Consider the following 19032-nt stretch of genomic DNA (forward strand, 5'->3'; position numbering starts at 1 on the left):
AAACTATTTAACATCTGAAAGATGCAAAATATGCCGGCCCATGGTGCCCTGGATCTGATCGGGCGAACTCCTCTCGTCGAGGTGACAGGTCTCGATACCGGTCCCTGCAGCCTTTTCCTTAAACTGGAAAGCGCCAATCCCAGCGGGTCGATCAAGGATCGGCCGGCCCGCGCCATGATCGAGGCGGCGGAGGCCGACGGCCGGCTGAAGCCCGGCGGCACCATCGTCGAGGCGACGGCAGGCAACACGGGCGTCGGACTCGCGCTGGTCGGCGCCAGCAAGGGCTATCGCACCCTGCTCGTGGTGCCGGACAAGATGTCCCGCGAGAAGGTGCTTCATGCCAAGGCCCTAGGCGCCGAGGTCGTCATCACCCGCTCCGACGTGGGCAAGGGCCATCCGGATTATTACCAGGACCTCGCCCAGGCCATCACCGCCAGGACTCCCGGCGCCGTCTACATCAACCAGTTCGAGAACCCCGCAAACCCCGCCGCCCACGAGGCGAGCACCGGCCCCGAGATCCTGGAGGGAATGGATGGCGACGTGGATGCGGTCGTGGTCGGCGTCGGCTCCGGCGGCACGCTCTCCGGCGTCGGGCGCTATCTCAAGAAGGCCTCGCCGAAGACCGTGATGGTGCTGGCCGATCCCGAAGGCTCGATCCTCGCGCCTCTCGTCGAGACGGGGAAGATGACGGAAGCCGGGTCCTGGGCCGTCGAAGGCATCGGCGAGGATTTCGTGCCGCCGAACTGCGATCTCTCGCTGGTGAAGAAGGCCTATTCCATCGGCGACAAGGAGAGCTTTTCCACCGCGCGCGAATTGCTGCGCAAGGAGGGCATCCTGGCCGGCTCCTCGACCGGCACGCTGCTTGCCGCGGCTTTGCGCTACTGTCGCGAACAGACCGAGCCGAAGCGGGTCGTCACTCTCGTTTGCGACACTGGCGCCAAATATCTGTCGAAGGTGTTCAACGATGCCTTCATCGCGCAGGAAGGCTGGCTCGACCGCAAGGCGACGGGCACCGCGCGCGACGTGGTCATCAACCCCTTCGGCGAAGGCGCCACCATCTTCGTGTCGCCGAGCGAGACCCTGCGCTCGGCGTTTGCCCGCATGCGCTCCTCCGACATCTCGCAGCTGCCGGTGATCGAGGACGGCGGCGTCATCGGCCTGATCGACGAGAGCGACATCCTCGACGCGCTGGTCGCCAACGAGCACGCGCCGCAGAGCGTGTTCGACAAGTCCGTGCGCGACGTGATGGTGACGCGCCTCAAGACCATTTCCGCCGACGCTCCCGTCAAGGAGCTTCTGCCGCTCTTCGCCGCCGGCCTCGTGCCGGTGATCATGGACGGCGACGCCTTCGTGGGCCTCGCCACCCGCATCGACCTCATCAACTACTTCCGGATCCAGGCCCAATGACCGCCCGCAACCAGCTCGATTTCGCCACCCGCTGCATCCATGCAGGCCAGTCGCCGGATCCCACCACGGGTGCGGTGATGATGCCGATCTACGCCACCTCGACCTATGCGCAGGAGAGCCCCGGCGTCCACAAGGGCTACGACTACGCCCGCTCGCAGAACCCGACCCGCATGGCTTTCGAGCGCTGCATCGCCGATCTCGAGGGCGGCACGGCGGGCTTCGCCTTCTCGTCCGGTCTCGCCGCGAGCGCGACCGTGCTCGACATGCTCGAGCAGGGATCGCACATGATCGCCTCGGACGATCTCTATGGCGGCACGCGCCGTCTCTTCGAGCGCGTGCGCAAGAAGTCGGCCGGTCTCGAGATCACTTACGTCAATCTCGGCGACGTCGATGCGGTGAAGGCGGCGCTTCGTCCCAACACCAAGCTCGTCTGGGTCGAGACGCCGACGAACCCGCTTCTGAAGCTCGCCGATCTCGAAGCCATCGCCGCCGCCACGCGCGGGCACGGCACATGGCTCGTCGCCGACAACACCTTCGCCAGTCCTTACGTGCAGCGGCCGCTCGAATTCGGCTTCGACATCGTGGTGCATTCGACCACGAAGTATCTCAACGGCCATTCCGACATGGTCGGCGGTACGGTGGTGGTCGGGAGCAATGACGAGGTGCGCGAAAAAATCGCGTTCCTGCAGAACGCCGTCGGCTCGGTCTCCAGCCCCTTCGACAGCTTCCTCGCTCTGCGCGGCCTCAAGACCCTGTCGCTGCGCATGGAGCGGCATTGCACCTCGGCGCTCAGGATCGCCCAGTTCCTCGAAAGCCATCCGGGCGTCGACGGCGTGATCTATCCCGGCCTCGCCTCGCATCCCCAGCACGAGCTCGCCAAGCGCCAGATGCGCGGCTTCGGCGGCATCGTCACCGCCCGCATCAAGGGTGGGTTAGAGGGCGCGACGCGCTTCCTGGAGCGCTGCCAGCTCTTCACGCTGGCCGAGAGCTTAGGCGGCGTCGAAAGCCTGATCGAGCATCCGGGCATTATGACTCATGCCTCGGTGCCGGGAGACATTCGGGCCGAACTCGGCATCGACGACGGCCTCGTGCGCCTGTCGGTCGGCATCGAGGACGCGGACGATCTGATCCAGGACCTGCGCTCGGCTTTGGCTTAATTGTCCCACGTCATCACCTCCCCGGACTTGATCCGGTGATCGGTGCCGGTGATTTCGATTAATTGAAGCGCGTCGCTATTCCTTATCGAGATGGCCGGGACAAGCCCGGCCATGACGGGAAGAGACACACACCACTGTCATTCCGGGGCCGCGCAGCGGAGCCCGGAATCCATAGCCACGACATTGCAGGAAGTGGCGAGCGGCTCTGCGCTTTGTTCTGCATCGTTAGCGGTTATGGATTCCGGGCTCGGCCTTTGGCCGCCCCGGAATGACGGCTTACTCAAGCTACCGGCGAGAACCGTCCCACGAGCTGATGCCGATCGCCCGGATAAGTAATCCGCGCCTCCGTGACGAAGGCGCCGGCCTGCCAGGTGCGCCGCTCGAGCACGAGGCATGCCGTTCCTGTTTGAATCTGCAGCCGCTTCGCCATCACGCCGTCGGCACTGACGGCGCGAACGATATGCTCCGCATCAGTCCACGGCACGCGCCGCAGCAGCCATGTGCCTGGCGGATCGTCATCGAAAGGTTCATCCTTCGCTTCGGGTACCGTGGCGAGGTTGATCAGGCGCTGCTCGAAGGCCTGCGGTACGTCGTCCATCACGTGAAGCGTGGACACGCAGAGCATCTTCATGCCCGCCGGCTGCCCCGTACGCTGCGCGGCCGCCGCGTCGATCGGCTCGACGGCGCGGTGCAGGATCTTGAAGCGGTACTCGATGCCGGCGCGCGCCGCCTCCAGCGCGAAATCCTGGATCTGCAGCACGGCCTGCTGGCTGCTCGGCTCCGCCACCACGGAGCCCGCCCGGCGCCGGCGCGTGATGAGGCCGTTGGCGGCAAGCGTCGAGAGCACCTTGTTCACCGTCATGCGCGAGCAGCCGTATTCGGCCATCAGCTCGTGCTCGAACGGAATGCGATAGCCTGGCGCCCATTCGCCGGACATGATCCGGGCTTCGATATCGTCGCGGATGCGCTGGTGCAGATGTTTCATGCTGCCTTCAGCCTTCATGCCAGGATGCGCGCCATGGCGCGTTCATAGCGGGCGCGGATCGCCTCGCGATGGACATGCCGGCCGCTCCTTACCACAGGCTTGCCCGCCACGAACACCGTGTCGATGGCGGCCTTGCCGGATACGAACACGTAAGAATCGATCCAACGGTCGCTGGAGACGGCGCAAAGATCCGGGTGGCTGGCGTCGAGCACCACGAGATCGGCGCGCTGCCCCACGTCGATCCCACCGACCTTGCGTCCGAGCGCCTTTGCCCCGCCGGACAGCGCCTTCTCGTAGAGGCTGCGCCCGGTCGACTGACCCTCGTGTTCGGCGAGCACGTTGCGGGCACGATGCTTGAGGCGCTGGCTGTACTCGAAAAGCTTGAGCTCTCCGGGCGCCGAAATCTCGATGTTGGAATCGGACCCGACGCCGAAGCGGCCGCCGGCACGGAGATAGTCGACGCCATCAAAAATGCCGTCGCCGAGATTGGCCTCGGTGATCGGGCACAGGCCCGCCACCGCATTGCTATCGGCGATGCCTCTGACCTCGCGCCCGTCGAGATGGGTCGCGTGGATCAGGCACCAGCGCCGATCGACGGGCGCGTGGTCGAGCAGCCAGGTGACGGGACGCTGGCCCGACCAGGCGAGGCAATCCTCGACCTCCTTCACCTGCTCCGCGATGTGAATGTGGATCGGCCCTTCGCCCGCCATCGCGACGACGTCGCGAAACGACTCGGGCGTCACCGCGCGCAGGCTGTGCGGCGCGATGCCGACCACCGCATCGTCGAGACCCGCGACGGCCTTGCGAGCGCCTTCGACCAAGCGCGCGTAGCTTTCCACATCGTTGATGAACCGCCGCTGTCCCTCCGTCGGCGCAACACCGCCGAAACCGCCCTGGGCATAGAAGACCGGCAGCAGCGTCAGGCCCATGCCTGTCTCCTGCGCCGCGGCCGCAATGCGATGGGAGAGCTCCGCGATGTCGGCATAGGGACGGCCGTCGGCATCGTGGTGCAAGTAGTGGAACTCGGCGAGCGACGTGAAGCCGCCCTCCAGCATTTCCATCATGGTGAATGCGGCGATAGCCTCCACATCGTCCGGTGTGAGGGAGCCGAGGAAGCGGTACATCACCTGCCGCCAGGTCCAGAAGCTGTCGCCTTCCGGCCCGCGCGTCTCGGCAAGCCCCGCCATGCCGCGCTGGAAGGTGTGGCTGTGCAGGTTCGGCAGGCCCGGCAACGCAATGCCGACAACGCGCTCGCGTCCCTCGGCAGCGGCCTCAGGACGCACCGCGACAATCGTGCCGTCCTCAACGTCGAGACCGACATTCCGGGCCCATCCGTGGGCAAGGAGGGCGTGATCGAGAATGAGCCTGCGCATCGCTGTCACCTTTGCTGCGGATCGGCCCGGGTCCCGGAAGCCGCCAAAAAGCCATTCCGACGCCCGATCATCAAAACCGATCGAATAAGTATAGACAATACCGATCTTTTGCGATTATGTATAGACATTATCGCGGATGCACCGGAGCAGAAACATGCGCTTCGATCGGGTCTGGCTCAACGCTCGCCTTGCTACGCTTGCCGGCGACGGTCTCGGGATCGTCGAAAGCGGGATTGTTGCCTCAAAGGATGGCCGAATCGCCTTTGCAGGGCAGGCCAGGGACCTGCCCACGGGTTGGGATGCGGGTGAACGAATCGACTGCGAGGGTCGCTGGGTCACCCCCGGGCTCGTGGATTGCCACACCCATCTGGTCTATGGCGGCGACCGTGCGCACGAGTTCGAGCTTCGCCTGAAAGGCGCAAGCTACGAGGAGATCGCCCGCGCCGGCGGCGGCATCGTCTCCACCGTGAAGGCGACCCGGGCGGCAAGCGAAGACGCGCTCGTGGCGAGCGCCCTGCCCCGTCTCGACCATCTCATCGCCGAGGGCTGCACCACCATCGAGATCAAGTCGGGCTACGGCCTCGACCTGGAAACGGAAGCCCGGTCCTTGCGCGCCGCACGCCGTCTCGCCGATGAGCGCTCTGTTTCCGTTATCACCACCTTCCTTGGCGCTCATGCCCTGCCGCCGGAGGCGAATGGCGACAAGGATGCCTTCATCGACAAAATCTGCACCGAGATGCTCCCCGCGCTCGCCCGCGAAGGATTGGCCGATGCGGTCGACGCCTTCTGCGAAGGCATTGCGTTCTCTCCCGAGCAGACCGCCCGCGTGTTCGATGCAGCCAAGGCGCATGGCCTGCAAATCAAGCTTCATGCGGATCAGCTTTCGAACCTGCACGGCGCGAAGCTTGCCGCCGACTACGGCGCGCTTTCAGCCGATCATCTCGAATATACGGATGAAGACGGCGCCGCCGCCATGGCGAAGGCCGGCACCGTCGCCGTGCTGCTGCCGGGCGCCTTCTACATGCTGCGCGAAACGAAGCTGCCGCCGATTGCAGCCTTCCGCAAGGCCGGCACGCATATGGCGCTCGCGACCGACAGCAATCCCGGCACCTCGCCTATGACCTCGCTGCTGCTGACCATGAACATGGGGGCGACCCTGTTCCGCATGACTGTCGAGGAATGCATCGCCGGCGTCACCCGCGAGGCTGCGCGCGCCCTCGGAAAGCTTGGTGAGATCGGCACGCTGGAGGCCGGCAAATCCTGCGATCTCGCGATCTGGAATATCGAGCGCCCGGCGGAGCTCGTCTACCGCATTGGTTTCAACCCGCTTCACGCCCGCATCTGGAGGGGACAGTGACACAAAAAGTAACGCTTCATCCCGGTTCCGTTGCGCTGGCCGACTGGGCCCGTGTCTATCGCGGCGCAGAGGTCTTCCTCGATCAGGATTGCCGGTCTGCCATCGAGGCCGGCGCCCGGACCATCGAGGCCATCGTCGCCAAGGGCGAGCCGGTCTACGGCATCAACACGGGCTTTGGAAAGCTCGCCAGCGTGCGCATCGGCACCGCGGATCTCGCGACGCTCCAGCGCAACATCGTGCTCTCGCATGCGGCCGGCGTCGGCGAGCCACTGCCGCCGGCCGTCGTGCGGCTCGTGATGGCCCTCAAGCTCGCGAGCCTCGCGCAAGGCGCCTCGGGCGTGCGCTGGTCCACCATTGAGCATCTCAGCGCCTGCCTGAAAGCGAACCTGATCCCTGTCATTCCCGGTCAGGGCTCGGTCGGCGCGTCCGGCGATCTCGCTCCCCTCTCCCATATGACGGCAGCCCTGATGGGCGTCGGCGAGTTTTTCGTCGACGGCGCGCGCGTGCCGGCGGAAGCCGCACTCGCAGAAGCCGGCCTCACGCCGCTCGTTCTCGGTCCCAAGGAAGGCCTGGCCCTTCTCAACGGCACTCAAGTGTCGACGGCGCTGGCGCTGGCAGGATTGTTCGAGGCCGAGCGCGTCTTCCAGGCGGCCCTCGTCACCGGAGCGCTCGCGACCGATGCCGCCAAGGGCTCCGACGGCCCCTTCGACGCGCGCATCCAGAAGCTCAGGCGGCATCGCGGGCAGATCGAGGTAGCCGCGTCCTTACGCACCCTGATGCAGGGCAGCGCCATCCGCGCATCGCACCTCACCAACGACGACCGCGTGCAGGATCCCTATTGCCTGCGCTGCCAACCGCAGGTGATGGGCGCCGTGCTCGACCTGCTGCGGCAGGCTGGCGAGACCCTCGGCACGGAGGCGAACGGCGTCTCCGACAACCCGCTCGTGTTCTCGGACACCGGCGAGGTCATCTCAGGCGGCAACTTCCATGCCGAGCCCGTGGCTTTCGCCGCCGACATGATCGCCATGGCCCTGTGCGAGATCGGCTCGCTCGCCGAGCGCCGCATCGCCATGCTGGTCGATCCCGCTCTCTCAGGTCTTCCCGCCTTCCTCACGCCGAAGGCGGGCCTCAATTCCGGCTTCATGATTCCGCAGGTGACAGCAGCGGCTCTCGTCTCCGAGAACAAGCAGCGCGCCTATCCGGCGAGCGTCGACTCGATCCCGACTTCCGCCAACCAGGAGGACCACGTCTCCATGGCGACCCATGGCGCGCGCAGGCTCATCCCGATGGCCGCGAACACCGCCAACGTGATCGGCATCGAGCTTTTGGCCGCCGTACAGGGCTGCGACTTCCACGCGCCGATGCAGTCGAGCGAGCGCCTGGAACGCGCCCGCGCTCAGCTGCGTGCAAAGGTGGCGCATCTCGACGACGACCGGCACATGGCGCCCGACATGGAGCAATCGACCGGGCTCGTTGCATCGGGCGCTTTGGCGGATGCCGCCGGTGGCGACGTGTTGCCGCGCGTGATGGATGAGGTGTCCGCATGAGCAGCGAGCATCCCGACTGGCTCACCATCGTCCGCGGCGGCGCACCCCTCATCGTGAGCCTGCCGCATACGGGTACGGACATCCCGGCCGAATACGAGAATGGCCTCGTCTCGCCGTGGCTCGCGCGCAAGGATGCGGATTGGTGGATCGAGCGGCTTTACGACTTCGCCGTCGGTCTCGGCGCGACTGTGATCCGCACGACGATTTCCCGCACGGTGATCGACGTGAACCGCGATCCGTCCGGGATCTCGCTCTATCCGGGCCAGGCGACGACTGAACTGTGCCCCACCACCACCTTCGACGGCGAGCCGCTCTATGTGCCGGGCGCAGAGCCGGATGCCGGGAACATCGCCGGGCGTCGCAGGCGCTACTTCGATCCCTATCACGCGGCGCTCGGAACGGAGATCGAGCGTCTGCGTGCTCAGCACGCCAACATCGTGGTCTACGACTGCCACTCGATCCGCTCGGTCATCCCGCGCCTGTTCGAGGGCAACCTGCCGCATTTCAACATCGGCACCAATGGCGGCACCAGCTGCGCCCCCGTGCTGAGCGATGCCATCGAGGAGATCTGCATCGGCAGCGGCTTCAGCCATGTGGTCAACGGCCGCTTCAAGGGCGGCTACATCACGCGCAGCCTTGGGCATCCCGTAGCCGGCGTCCACGCCGTCCAGATGGAGCTTGCCTGTCGCGGCTACATGAAGGAGCCGCTCGGCCCGGTCGCGGAAGACGAGTGGCCGACACGCTACGACGAGGATTATGCGGCGCCCATGCGCGCAGCTCTCACCCTCATTCTCCAGACCTGTCTTACCTTCGCCAATTCCAAAGCTTGAGGATCCGTCCCATGACCCGCATCGACAACGCCCGCGTGATCCGCGCCGCCCATGGCACCGAATTGTCGGCCAAAAGCTGGCTGACGGAAGCGCCCCTGCGCATGCTGATGAACAACCTGGACCCGGACGTTGCCGAGAGGCCCGGCGAGCTCGTCGTGTACGGCGGCATCGGCCGCGCCGCGCGCGACTGGGACAGCTTCGACCGGATCGTCGCCGCATTGAAGAACCTCAATGACGACGAGACGCTGCTCGTGCAGTCGGGCAAGCCCGTCGGCGTGTTCCGCACGCATGCCGATGCGCCGCGCGTGCTGATCGCCAATTCCAACCTCGTGCCGCACTGGGCGACCTGGGACAAGTTCCACGAGCTCGACCGCAAGGGGCTCATGATGTACGGCCAGATGACGGCCGGCTCCTGGATCTATATCGGCACGCAGGGAATCGTGCAGGGGACCTACGAGACCTTCGTGGAAGTGGGCCGCCAGCACTACAACGGCGATCTCTCCGGCCGCTGGATCCTCACCGCGGGTCTCGGCGGCATGGGCGGCGCGCAGCCGCTCGCCGCCACCATGGCAGGCGCCTCCTGCCTCGCCGTCGAATGCCAGCCGAGCCGCATCGAGTTTCGCCTGCGCACGGGCTATGTCGACCGGCGCGCCGACACGCTGGACGAGGCGCTCGCCATCATCGAACAATCCTGCCGCGACAAGAAACCGGTCTCCGTCGGCCTTCTCGGCAATGCCGCGGAAATCTTCCCCGAAATCTATCGCCGCGGCATCCGTCCCGATGCGGTGACGGACCAGACTTCCGCGCACGATCCGATCAACGGCTATCTGCCGAAAGGCTGGACGCTCGCTGAGTGGGAAGCCAAGCGCGAGACCGATCCCAAGGCCGTGGAGCATGCCGCGAAGCGATCCATGGCCGAGCACGTGCGCGCCATGCTCGCCTTCCACAAGGCCGGCGTGCCGACGCTCGATTACGGCAACAACATCCGCCAGATGGCGAAGGAGGAAGGCGTCGACAACGCGTTCGACTTCCCGGGGTTCGTGCCGGCCTATATCCGTCCGCTCTTCTGCCGCGGCATCGGCCCGTTCCGCTGGGCCGCGCTCTCGGGCGATCCGGAGGATATCTACAAGACCGACGCCAAGGTGAAGGAGCTCCTGCCCGACAACAAGCACCTGCACAACTGGCTCGACATGGCGAAGGAGCGCATCAAGTTCCAGGGCCTGCCGGCGCGCATCTGCTGGGTGGGACTGGGCGACCGCCATCGCCTCGGCCTCGCCTTCAACGAGATGGTGGCGAAGGGCGAACTGAAGGCGCCCATCGTGATCGGCCGCGATCATCTCGATTCCGGCTCGGTCGCAAGCCCGAACCGCGAGACCGAAGCCATGAAGGACGGCTCGGACGCCGTCTCCGACTGGCCGCTCCTCAACGCCCTTCTCAACTGCGCTTCCGGCGCCACCTGGGTGTCGCTGCATCATGGCGGCGGCGTCGGCATGGGCTTCTCGCAGCATTCGGGCATGGTGATTGTCTGCGACGGCACGCCGGAAGCGGCCAGGCGCGTCGAGCGCGTGCTCTGGAACGATCCGGCGACCGGCGTGATGCGCCATGCGGATGCAGGCTACGACATCGCCATCGACTGCGCCCGCGAGCACAACCTCAACCTGCCGAGCCTGCGCTGATGGTGCGGATCATCCGCAACGCGGATCTCATCCGCGTTCCCTGGAAGAACGGCGGCGGCACCACTGCGGAACTCGCCGCCTTTCCGAAGGACTCGAGCTTCGAGTCCTTCGGCTGGCGCATCAGCATGGCGGATGTGGCCTCCGACGGGCCGTTCTCGATCTTTCAGGGCATCGACCGCACCTTGATCGTGGTCGAGGGCGACGGCATCGAGCTCGATGTGGAGGGCATTGCCTATCCGCTCGACGAGGCCTCGCCCAAGCTCTCGTTCTCGGGTGATGACATCACGACCGGGCGCCTGCTCTCGGGCCCGATCCGCGATCTTAACGTCATGACGCGGCGGGGGCGGTTCCGGCACCGGACGCGGTTCGTGGAATCGGGTGTCGCTCTGCTGTCGGAGGACACGAGTGTTGCGTTCATCGTCGCCCTCGACGGCTCCTTCGACGTCACCCTCGATTCGACGATCCATTCGCTCGGTGTGCTCGACACGCTGATGCTGGAGGCGACGCAGGAGCTGATCCTGCTCTCCGGTACCGGGCGGGCGATTCTCGTCGAGATCGCCCATGACGATCCCGAAAGCCTGAATCGTGAATCTCCCGCCTCATCCTGAGGAGCCACGAAGTGGCGTCTCGAAGGAGGGTCCAGAAAGCACTGGAGACGCCCTCGTCCTTCGAGACGGCCTGACGGCCTCCTCAGGATGAGGGCTCAGAAGAGCATTGCTCATGGCCAGACGTTAAGGAGCGCAATTTTCGGCGCGAAATGCTCAAAACAACGGCAGAGATAAATGTCTATACATTTGACATTGCCGCTGCGTCATGGTGCCATTCGCCCGCTCGAAAACGCTGCCGGACGCAGAACCTGCAAAACCTTCCAGAGGGTGCGGTCGGCGGTGCGAGACAGAGATTCGAAGAGAACGGAGGCTTGAGATGAAGGCGTTATTGGGTGGTTTGGCCGTGTTGGCCCTGGCGGTCGGGTCCGCCTCGGCGCAGGAGACGAAGGTGACAGTCGGCATCTCGGGCTGGACGGGCTTTGCGCCCCTCACGCTCGCGAAGGAAGCCGGCATCTTCAAGAAGAACGGCCTCGACGTGACGATCAAGAAGGTGCCGCAGGCGAGCCGCCACCTCGCGATCCAGTCCGGCGACATCCAATGCGCCGCCACCACGGTGGAGACTTGGGTCGTATGGAATGCCAACGGCGTTCCCACCAAGCAGATCTTCCAGCTCGACAAGAGCTACGGCGCCGACGGCATGGTGGTGAGGAACGACGTCGCTTCGATCAAGGACATCAAGGGCAAGCAGGTGGCGGCCTCCGCGCCAGGCACCTCGCCCTATTTCGCCCTCGCCTGGATGCTGAAGAAGAACGGCCTTTCCGTGAAGGACGTGACCGTGGTCAACATGGAGCCAGGCCCCGCCGCCCAGGCCTTCATCGCCGGCCAGAACGACGTCGCCATGACCTACGAGCCGTATCTCTCTTCCGTGCGCGCGGCGCCGCAATCCGGCAAGATCATCGCCACGACTCTCGATTACCCGATGGTGATGGACACCTTCGGCTGCACGCCGAAATTCCTCGCCGACAATCCGAAGGCAGCGAAAGCGCTCGCCGACAGCTATTTCGAAGCCCTCGAGATGATCGCCAAGGATCAGGCCAAGGCCTACGAGATCATGGGCGCCGACGTGAAGCAGACTGGCGAGGCCTTCGGCAAGTCGGCGCAGTTCCTGCGCTGGCAGGACCGCGAGGCGAACAAGAAATTCTTCGCCGGCGAGTTCAAGACCTTCTCGGCGGAAGCGGCCGACCTGCTGCTCGAGGCGGGCATCATCAAGCAGAAGCCGGACATGGACGCGCTGGCGGATACCAGCTTCATCCAGTAACGATCTTGCCGCGGCAATGGCCTGCCTCCACGCAGGCCATTGCCGTATCCTTTCCTCATCGAGGCCGTTCGGACGAGCAGGTCCGAACGGCAGAGCAGATCCTTCATGCCTCGTCCTCTCGAACCCGTCAGCCAGGGCACGCGCGTCACGCTCGGCATCTCATTCTTCATCCTGTTCTTCGCGGCATGGGCCTTCGCGACGCTGGGCGGCTTCGTCTCGCGCACCTTCCTCGCCGATCCGATCACCATGGTGCAGGACGGCTGGCTGCTGCTCACCCGCTTCGGCTTCATGGGCGATATCGGCATCACGGTCTGGCGCGTCGTCGGCGGCTTCATCATAGCGGCGCTTATTGCCGTGCCGCTCGGCATCATGATGGGGGCGTATAAATCCTTCGAGGCCTTCCTCGAGCCCTTCGTATCGTTTGCGCGCTACCTGCCCGCCTCCGCCTTCGTGCCGCTGCTCATCCTATGGGCCGGCATCGGAGAGATGCAGAAGCTCCTCGTGATCTTCATCGGATCGGTTTTCCAGATCATCCTGATGGTGGCGGTGGCTGTGGGCAACACGCGCCGCGACCTGGTCGAGGCCGCCTACACGCTCGGCTCGAGCGATCGAGGCGTGGTGCAGCGCGTGCTCATCCCCGCGAACGCGCCGGAGATCGCGGAAATCCTGCGGCTCGTGCTCGGCTGGGCCTGGACCTACGTGATCGTCGCCGAACTCATCGGCTCGTCTTCCGGTATCGGCCACATGATCATCGACAGCCAGGCGCTGCTCGCGACGGGACAAATGATCTTCGGCATCATCGTGATCGGCATCATCGGCCTGATTTCCGATTTCCTGTTCAAGGCCCTCAACCGCAAGCTCTTTGCCTGGAGGCTCGCATGACCGGCACGATCCTCCAGATCGACAACGTCTCCCGCGTGTTTCCGGGCGTGCGCGGCGGCGCGCCCGTGCGTGCGCTCGAGCCCACGAACCTGCAGGTGGCGCAGAACGATTTCATCACCATCCTCGGCCCGTCCGGCTGCGGAAAGTCTACGCTCCTGCGCATCGTCGCCGGCCTCGACCGCCCAAGCGGCGGGCGCGTACTGCTCAACAATCGCGAGATCAAGGGACCGGGTGCCGATCGCGGCATGGTGTTCCAGTCCTACACGCTGTTTCCCTGGCTCACGATTGGCGAGAACATCGCCTACGGCCTGCGCGAGAAGGGCGTGCCGAAGGCGCAGCGCCAGGACATCGTCGCCTCCTATACGGAGAAGGTGGGCCTGCGCGGCTTCGAGAACCATTATCCGAAGCAGCTTTCCGGCGGCATGCAGCAGCGCACGGCCATTGCCCGCGCGCTCGCCAATGATCCCGAGATCCTGCTTCTCGACGAGCCCTTCGGCGCCCTCGACAACCAGACCCGCGGCCTGATGCAGGAGCTGCTGCTCGGCATCTGGGAGCGCGAGCAGAAGACCGTGCTCTTCGTCACCCATGACATCGAGGAAGCGATCTTCCTCGCCTCCCGCGTCATCGTCATGTCCGCCCGCCCCGGCCGCATCAAGGCCGACATCCCCGTCGACCTGCCGCATCCGCGCCACTACACCATGAAGACGACGCCGGAATTCTCCGCCCTGAAGGCGCAGCTGACGGAAGAGATTCGCGTCGAGGCGATGCAGGCGGAAGGCGTGCATTGAGCTGATCAGCGGTCGCAGCAAGGCCTGAGCACCGCGTGATGCTTCGCGTCCTGTCGCCGTCCAAGCCAACCGGCAGATCAGCCTGACCGCGCAAACATCATCCCGAGCGGCGCGCGAGCGCTGCCGGTGTCCGTCTTGACCTGCACCTGGACCCCACCCAGACCTCTCGTTGCGGAAACACAGACAAAGCCGATACCTCGAATTTTCTAACGAGATAACGTTATTTTTGTCTTGAAGTGACTAAGTTGGTCACTTATACATTGTTACATGAAATTCAGGGCATCAGCTCCGTCGTCCAGTCTCCGCTACGTCCTCTACCTCCGACCGGCGGATCAGGAGGCCATTGCCGATACCCTGGTGCAATACGCCTCCATGATGGTCCTGTTGGAGGAGGTTGCGTCCCGGGAGGGCATCAAATCCGACATCGTTCGGCTGCAGAGGCTTTCCTACGAGCGCATCCGGTCGGAGACGCAGCTTCCCGCACAGATGGTTCTCTTGGGGATCCGCGATTTCGCCGCCCAGCGCAGCTGGGGAGAAGACCTGCCCGGCATCCCGCTCGATGAGAAGCTCTATGCCATCAAGGGGCCGATGACGCTGACGCTATCGACCGTTCAGGGACGCGTCACCGTGCATTACGACGTCGCCGGCTACCTGGAGGGCTGGCGCGGGTCGGCCCCCGCCCGCCTCGTTCGCAGCGATGCAGGCTTCGAGATCGTCATCGGGGTCAAACCATTCATTCGTCCACAAGAGGAGAAGTCGATGGCTTACGAAGGCATTCTATCCCGTGTCGGCCGTCTGGTCGCGGGTTTCGCACATGCAGCGGTCGACATGGCCGAGCAGAAGGATCCCGCCGCCCTCGTCGAGCAGGCGATCCGGGAGATCGACCGTGAAGCCGAAGAGGCCCGCGCCGCGCTCGGCAAGCATACGGCCGAACAGCACAGGCTCGAGAACCGTGCCCGCGAGCTGGATACGGAACAGCTTTCCCTTTCCGGCAAGATCGCAACCGCGCTGCAGCAGGGGCGTGAGGATCTCGCAAAGGCGGGGATCGGGCGGCAGATCGATATCGAGGCGCAGATAGCGGCCCTGCAGGTTGCCGTTGCCGACGTCAACGAGCGCATCGAAGAGGCTCAAGGAGCCGTTCAGGCCGTCATCGCCGCGCGCCGCGAGGGCGAGGCGCGGCTTGCGGAACTGAAGCGGTCTCTGGCCAGCGAGCAGGCAGCGACATCGTCACATGCCGGCGCTGCTCGCACGGCATCGCCTGCGGACAAGAGCCTCCGCTCCCTGGAAGCGATATCCCGCGTGACCGGCGTCCCATCCTCGGACGGCCATCCCCACGCTTCGCAGATGAACGAACTGGAACGGCTGCACAGGGACCGGACCGTCGAGGAGCGTCTTGCCGCATTCAAGGCCAAGACCCGGGAATAAACGGAGCGTTCCATGGACGTCCTGCTGTCAGGAAGCTACCAGCCCTTCATCGTTGCCGGTCTCGTCATGACGTGTCTTGTCGCGATCGAGACGATATCGCTGGTCGCCGGCTTTTCCTTGAGCCACTTCATCGATCAGAGTTTCGAGTCCGAAACCTTCGGCGGGTACCACGCCGACACGGGCGAGACCGGATTCATCGGCGGCCTGATGGGCTGGATCAATGCGGGCCGGGTTCCACTGCTGATCGTCATCATCACGTGGCTTGCGGCTTTTGCCGCCGCGGGCTTCATGCTTCAAACGCTTGCCGCAAGCCTCTTGGCTCCCCTGCCCGTCGCGGTGGCCGGCTTTATCGCATTCGGCCTCGCCGCTCCCGCGACGCGATTCACGACACGCCTGGTGTCCCGCATCGTTCCGCGCGATGAAACCTATGTGGTGTCCGATGCCGACCTGATCGGCCGTGTTGCGGAGGTCACCCTGGGACCGCTCGACCGAGGCCCTGCAGGCCGCGTGAAGGTTCGTGACACCCATGGGAACTGGCACTTTCCCATGGCCAAACTGGCCGACGGGCACGATCCCATCCCGGTCGGAGCCCAGGCTCTTCTCGTCGAGAGAAACGGAACGACGTTCCTGGTCATCCCAGCGCCCGACGACCTCAAGACAATCACCTAGAACAGATCTTCCGGAGAACCCACCATGCTCAATGGCATCATCATCCCGGTCGCCCTCAGCCTCCTTGCCATCCTCGGCATCGGCGTGGTGGTCGGCATCCTCTACAAGCGCTCGACCCGCGACCAAGCCTATGTTCGCACCGGCCTCGGCGGCAAGAAAGTGGTGCTCGACGGCGGCTCCGTCGTTCTCCCCGTCTTTCACTCCAGCGCCTGGGTCAATCTCAACACCCTGCGGCTCGAGGTTCGCCGCGGCGAAGGCGATGCGCTGATCACGCGGGATCGCATGCGGGTCGATATCGGAGCCGAGTTCTATGTGAGAGTGCGCCCGGAAGCCGATTCCATCGCGCTTGCGGCCCAGACCCTCGGCGACCGCACGAACAATGCCGATGCTCTGCGTCAGCTGATCGAAGCGAAATTCGTCGACGCGCTCAGGTCGGTGGCAGCAACCATGTCGCTGAACGATCTCCAGGAGAAGCGCACGGAGTTCGTGAAAGCCGTGCAGGAGACGGTTGCAGCCGATCTCACCTCCAACGGCCTCGAGCTCGAAAGCGTCTCGCTGACGCGGCTCGACCAGACCGACATCAAGCATTTCAACCCGAACAACAGCTTCGATGCGGAAGGTCTGGCGACCCTTACGAAGATCACCGAGCAGCGCAAGAAGGAGCGCAACGAGGTCGTCCGCGATACGGAAGTCGCCATCGCAGAGAAGGATCGCGAGGCGCTTCAGCGCAAGCTCGAGATCGATCGAGCCTCGAAGGAAGCGGAACTCGCCCAGCAGCGCGATATCGCCAATGCCACGTCCAAGACCCGCGCCGAGCAGGCTGAAAAGGAAGCAGCGGCGCGCCAGGCGGAGGAAACCGCAAGGATCGCCTCCGAGCTCGCCATTGCCGAGCGCGAGGCGGAAGCCAAGCGCATCAAGGAGAGCGCCAACATCGTGGCAAGCCGCGCCGTTCAGCAATCCGAGCTGGAGGCGAGACGCGACGTGCAGATCGTCGCGCAGGAGAGCGCCATCGCCGTTGCCAACAAGAGCCGCGAGGAATCGGAGGCGAAGGCCGCCGCCAAGGAGGCAGAAGCGCTCGCTGTCGCAGCCGACGAAAAGGTTGCAACGGCACGAGAGGTCGAGATTGCGGAGCGCCAGAAGCGCATCGCCGTCATCGCCGCGCAGCAGGATGCCGAGACCGAGGCGACGAATGTGACCGTCGCGGCTCAGGCGGACAAGGACGCAGCCGAGGACAGGGCGCATGCCATCAAGACGATCGCGCTCGCGAACGCAGAAGCCGCCAAGATCGAAGCCGCAGGCATTCGCGAGAAAGGTGCCGCCCAGGCCGAGGCCGAGGCTGCGATGACGGAGGCCCGCAACAAGCTCTCTGCGGCCATCATCGAGTTTGAGCTCACCCGCGAGCGGATCCGCATCATTCCGGAGGCTCTGGCGGAGGCCGTGAAGCCCATCGAGAAGATCAAGGACATCCGTATTTTCGATACCGGCGGATTGGTCAACGGCAAGGCGAACTCCGAACGCGGAATTGGTCTTGGGGATGGCTTGGCAGGGCAGCTCCTGTCGCTTCAGGCGAACAAGCCCATCCTGAACAGCATTCTCGCCGAAGCCGGATTTTCCGGCGGAAGCAACGCCCTCGACACGCTCCTCGGATCCGTCACCGCAAAAGGGCAGATCAAGGTCGAAGATGTTACGGGGGCTCCCAATACCCTTGCTGCCTCCGGCAAGGCCCCTTGATTGAATCGTCCCGGATCGTCCGTCACGGTACGGCGATCCGGGAATAACTTCTGCACCACCCGGATATCCTTCCGGGTGAATTGACCCGCTGCCCCGCTCGGGTGACGCTTTTTGCCGTCTTTGTTGCGGGGTGGGCCCGATGCTGAAGTACATGTTTGCCGGCGCCATGGTGCTTGCCGGCAGCCTCCCCGTTCGGGCTGAGATCGTCATCGATCAGGCCATGATCGCCGGCGGCGAATTGCGCGTTCTCGGGCGGTTGAGCAGGCCCCGTCAGGCGCCGGTATCCCTCGACGAGCAGTATCAGACGAAATCGGAAGCCAATGGACGCTTCGCCTTTCGCATCATGTATCACCCCGCCACCTGCATCGTGACGATCCAGGCGGAGGAGGAGCAGCGGCAGGTCGTGATCGGATTTTGCGGGCAGCAGGGCCCGGCCGCTTCGGGCGATGCCCTGAAGGCCGCTGCGACGTCGCTCCCGCCCGGGCCGGCCGGCCCGCAGGGCCCTGCCGGGCCGAAAGGCGAGCCGGGTCCGCAGGGGATCGCTGGGCCTTCAGGCCTCCAGGGTGAGCGCGGCAGCGACGGGCCGCAGGGTCCGGCCGGTCCCATGGGCCCGCAGGGGCCTGCAGGCCCTCCTGGACCTCCCGGCCTGACTGGGACCGCAGAAGCGCGCCTCGCATCCGATGGTCAGCCGGGTCCCGTCGGGCCGGCCGGTCCGACGGGTTCCGAAGGACCTCCCGGGCCTGCAGGGCCGCAGGGACCGCAAGGGTTGGCAGGACATCAGGGACCGCAAGGGCCGCAAGGACTTCCCGGGCCGCGCGGCGAACCGGGCCCGGCCGGACCTCCCGGCTCCATCGGACCGGCAGGCCCCGTGGGACTCGCCGGCACCATTGGCCCTATGGGCCCTCCCGGACCGCAGGGCGGTGCCGGTGATATCGGTCCGATCGGACCTCCGGGACCGATAGGGCCCATCGGCCCTGTCGGCCTCACTGGTCCCATCGGCCCGCAGGGCCCGGCTGGGCCTGAAGGAAAGGCGGGACCGGAAGGCAAGTCGGGACCGGAAGGAAAGTCGGGACTGGCCGGAACGATCCTGCGGGTCCTGGTGCAGGAATGTGCCGCGCAGGCGCGATGCATGGCCCGCTGCGACGAGGATGAATATCCCGTCAACGGCACATGCAACCGCGGCGACCGCTTCGACATGGACGAGGCGGGTGTCTACTGCTTCTCCACCAGCGAGAGCCCGACCGGCATGAAGGCACGGGCAATCTGCGCGAAGAAATAACCGGAAGTGCCACTCCGCATTCTGCTGAACGGCAGGATGCGGTGACGGTTGCGAAACCCG

The 19032-nt window shown here is 65.1% G+C and carries 16 protein-coding genes; 14 read left to right on the plus strand and 2 right to left on the minus strand.

Annotated features, from left to right (window positions below):
- Positions 1 to 30 precede the first annotated feature (30 nt).
- Positions 31 to 1407 (plus strand): pyridoxal-phosphate dependent enzyme, encoded by a 1377-nt coding sequence (locus JKL46_RS01290; RefSeq protein WP_201829476.1) that lies wholly within the window; start codon positions 31 to 33, stop codon positions 1405 to 1407.
- On the plus strand, positions 1404 to 2564 hold the full coding sequence (locus JKL46_RS01295; RefSeq protein ID WP_201829478.1) for a cystathionine gamma-synthase: 1161 nt from the start codon (positions 1404 to 1406) through the stop codon (positions 2562 to 2564). Before JKL46_RS01290 ends, JKL46_RS01295 begins: the two co-directional genes overlap by 4 nt.
- Positions 2565 to 2844: 280 nt before the next feature.
- Here JKL46_RS01295 and hutC read toward each other — a convergent pair whose 3' ends face one another.
- The gene (hutC, locus tag JKL46_RS01300; RefSeq protein WP_201829480.1) at positions 2845 to 3549 is read right to left on the minus strand and encodes a histidine utilization transcriptional repressor HutC; all 705 of its coding nucleotides are present in this window, start codon (positions 3547 to 3549) and stop codon (positions 2845 to 2847) included.
- A 14-nt stretch (positions 3550 to 3563) separates the two neighbouring features.
- Positions 3564 to 4922 carry a formimidoylglutamate deiminase gene (locus tag JKL46_RS01305; protein ID WP_201829482.1) on the minus strand — a complete coding sequence of 453 codons (1359 nt, stop codon included), beginning with the start codon at positions 4920 to 4922 and terminating at the stop codon, positions 3564 to 3566.
- Between the two features lie 154 nt (positions 4923 to 5076).
- On the opposite strand from JKL46_RS01305, the gene hutI reads away from it, so the two are divergent.
- The 12 genes from hutI (at position 5077) to JKL46_RS36230 (ending at position 18972) form a co-directional block, all read left to right on the plus strand.
- Positions 5077 to 6279, plus strand: a complete 1203-nt coding sequence (gene hutI / locus JKL46_RS01310) for an imidazolonepropionase (protein ID WP_201829484.1) — start codon at positions 5077 to 5079, stop codon at positions 6277 to 6279.
- Complete coding sequence (gene hutH, locus JKL46_RS01315) at positions 6276 to 7826, plus strand: histidine ammonia-lyase (protein ID WP_201829486.1); 1551 nt, start codon at positions 6276 to 6278, stop codon at positions 7824 to 7826. The genes hutI and hutH overlap by 4 nt, the downstream gene beginning before the upstream one ends.
- A complete protein-coding gene (gene hutG / locus JKL46_RS01320; protein ID WP_201829488.1) occupies positions 7823 to 8656 on the plus strand; it encodes an N-formylglutamate deformylase in 834 nt (277 codons plus the stop codon). Before hutH ends, hutG begins: the two co-directional genes overlap by 4 nt.
- An 11-nt stretch (positions 8657 to 8667) precedes the next feature.
- Entirely contained in the window at positions 8668 to 10332 is a 1665-nt protein-coding gene (hutU, locus tag JKL46_RS01325; protein WP_201829490.1) for a urocanate hydratase, read from the plus strand.
- A complete protein-coding gene (locus tag JKL46_RS01330; RefSeq protein WP_210381146.1) occupies positions 10332 to 10940 on the plus strand; it encodes a HutD/Ves family protein in 609 nt (202 codons plus the stop codon). The genes hutU and JKL46_RS01330 overlap by 1 nt, the downstream gene beginning before the upstream one ends.
- A gap of 316 nt (positions 10941 to 11256) precedes the next feature.
- Positions 11257 to 12198 (plus strand): ABC transporter substrate-binding protein, encoded by a 942-nt coding sequence (locus JKL46_RS01335; protein ID WP_201829492.1) that lies wholly within the window; start codon positions 11257 to 11259, stop codon positions 12196 to 12198.
- 105 nt (positions 12199 to 12303) lie between these two features.
- Complete coding sequence (locus JKL46_RS01340; protein WP_201829494.1) at positions 12304 to 13080, plus strand: ABC transporter permease; 777 nt, start codon at positions 12304 to 12306, stop codon at positions 13078 to 13080.
- Entirely contained in the window at positions 13077 to 13868 is a 792-nt protein-coding gene (locus JKL46_RS01345) for an ABC transporter ATP-binding protein (RefSeq protein WP_201829496.1), read from the plus strand. Before JKL46_RS01340 ends, JKL46_RS01345 begins: the two co-directional genes overlap by 4 nt.
- Positions 13869 to 14135: 267 nt before the next feature.
- Positions 14136 to 15293 carry a PspA/IM30 family protein gene (locus tag JKL46_RS01350; protein WP_201829498.1) on the plus strand — a complete coding sequence of 386 codons (1158 nt, stop codon included), beginning with the start codon at positions 14136 to 14138 and terminating at the stop codon, positions 15291 to 15293.
- Positions 15294 to 15305: 12 nt separating this feature from the next.
- Positions 15306 to 15962 (plus strand): OB-fold-containig protein, encoded by a 657-nt coding sequence (locus JKL46_RS01355; protein ID WP_201829500.1) that lies wholly within the window; start codon positions 15306 to 15308, stop codon positions 15960 to 15962.
- A 24-nt stretch (positions 15963 to 15986) separates the two neighbouring features.
- Positions 15987 to 17693, plus strand: a complete 1707-nt coding sequence (locus JKL46_RS01360; protein ID WP_201829502.1) for a flotillin family protein — start codon at positions 15987 to 15989, stop codon at positions 17691 to 17693.
- A 139-nt stretch (positions 17694 to 17832) separates the two neighbouring features.
- A complete protein-coding gene (locus JKL46_RS36230) occupies positions 17833 to 18972 on the plus strand; it encodes a collagen-like domain-containing protein (protein ID WP_281399821.1) in 1140 nt (379 codons plus the stop codon).
- The last annotated feature ends 60 nt before the right edge of the window (positions 18973 to 19032 follow it).

The organism is Microvirga zambiensis WSM3693 (assembly GCF_016735695.1).
Lineage (GTDB): Bacteria > Pseudomonadota > Alphaproteobacteria > Rhizobiales > Beijerinckiaceae > Microvirga > Microvirga zambiensis.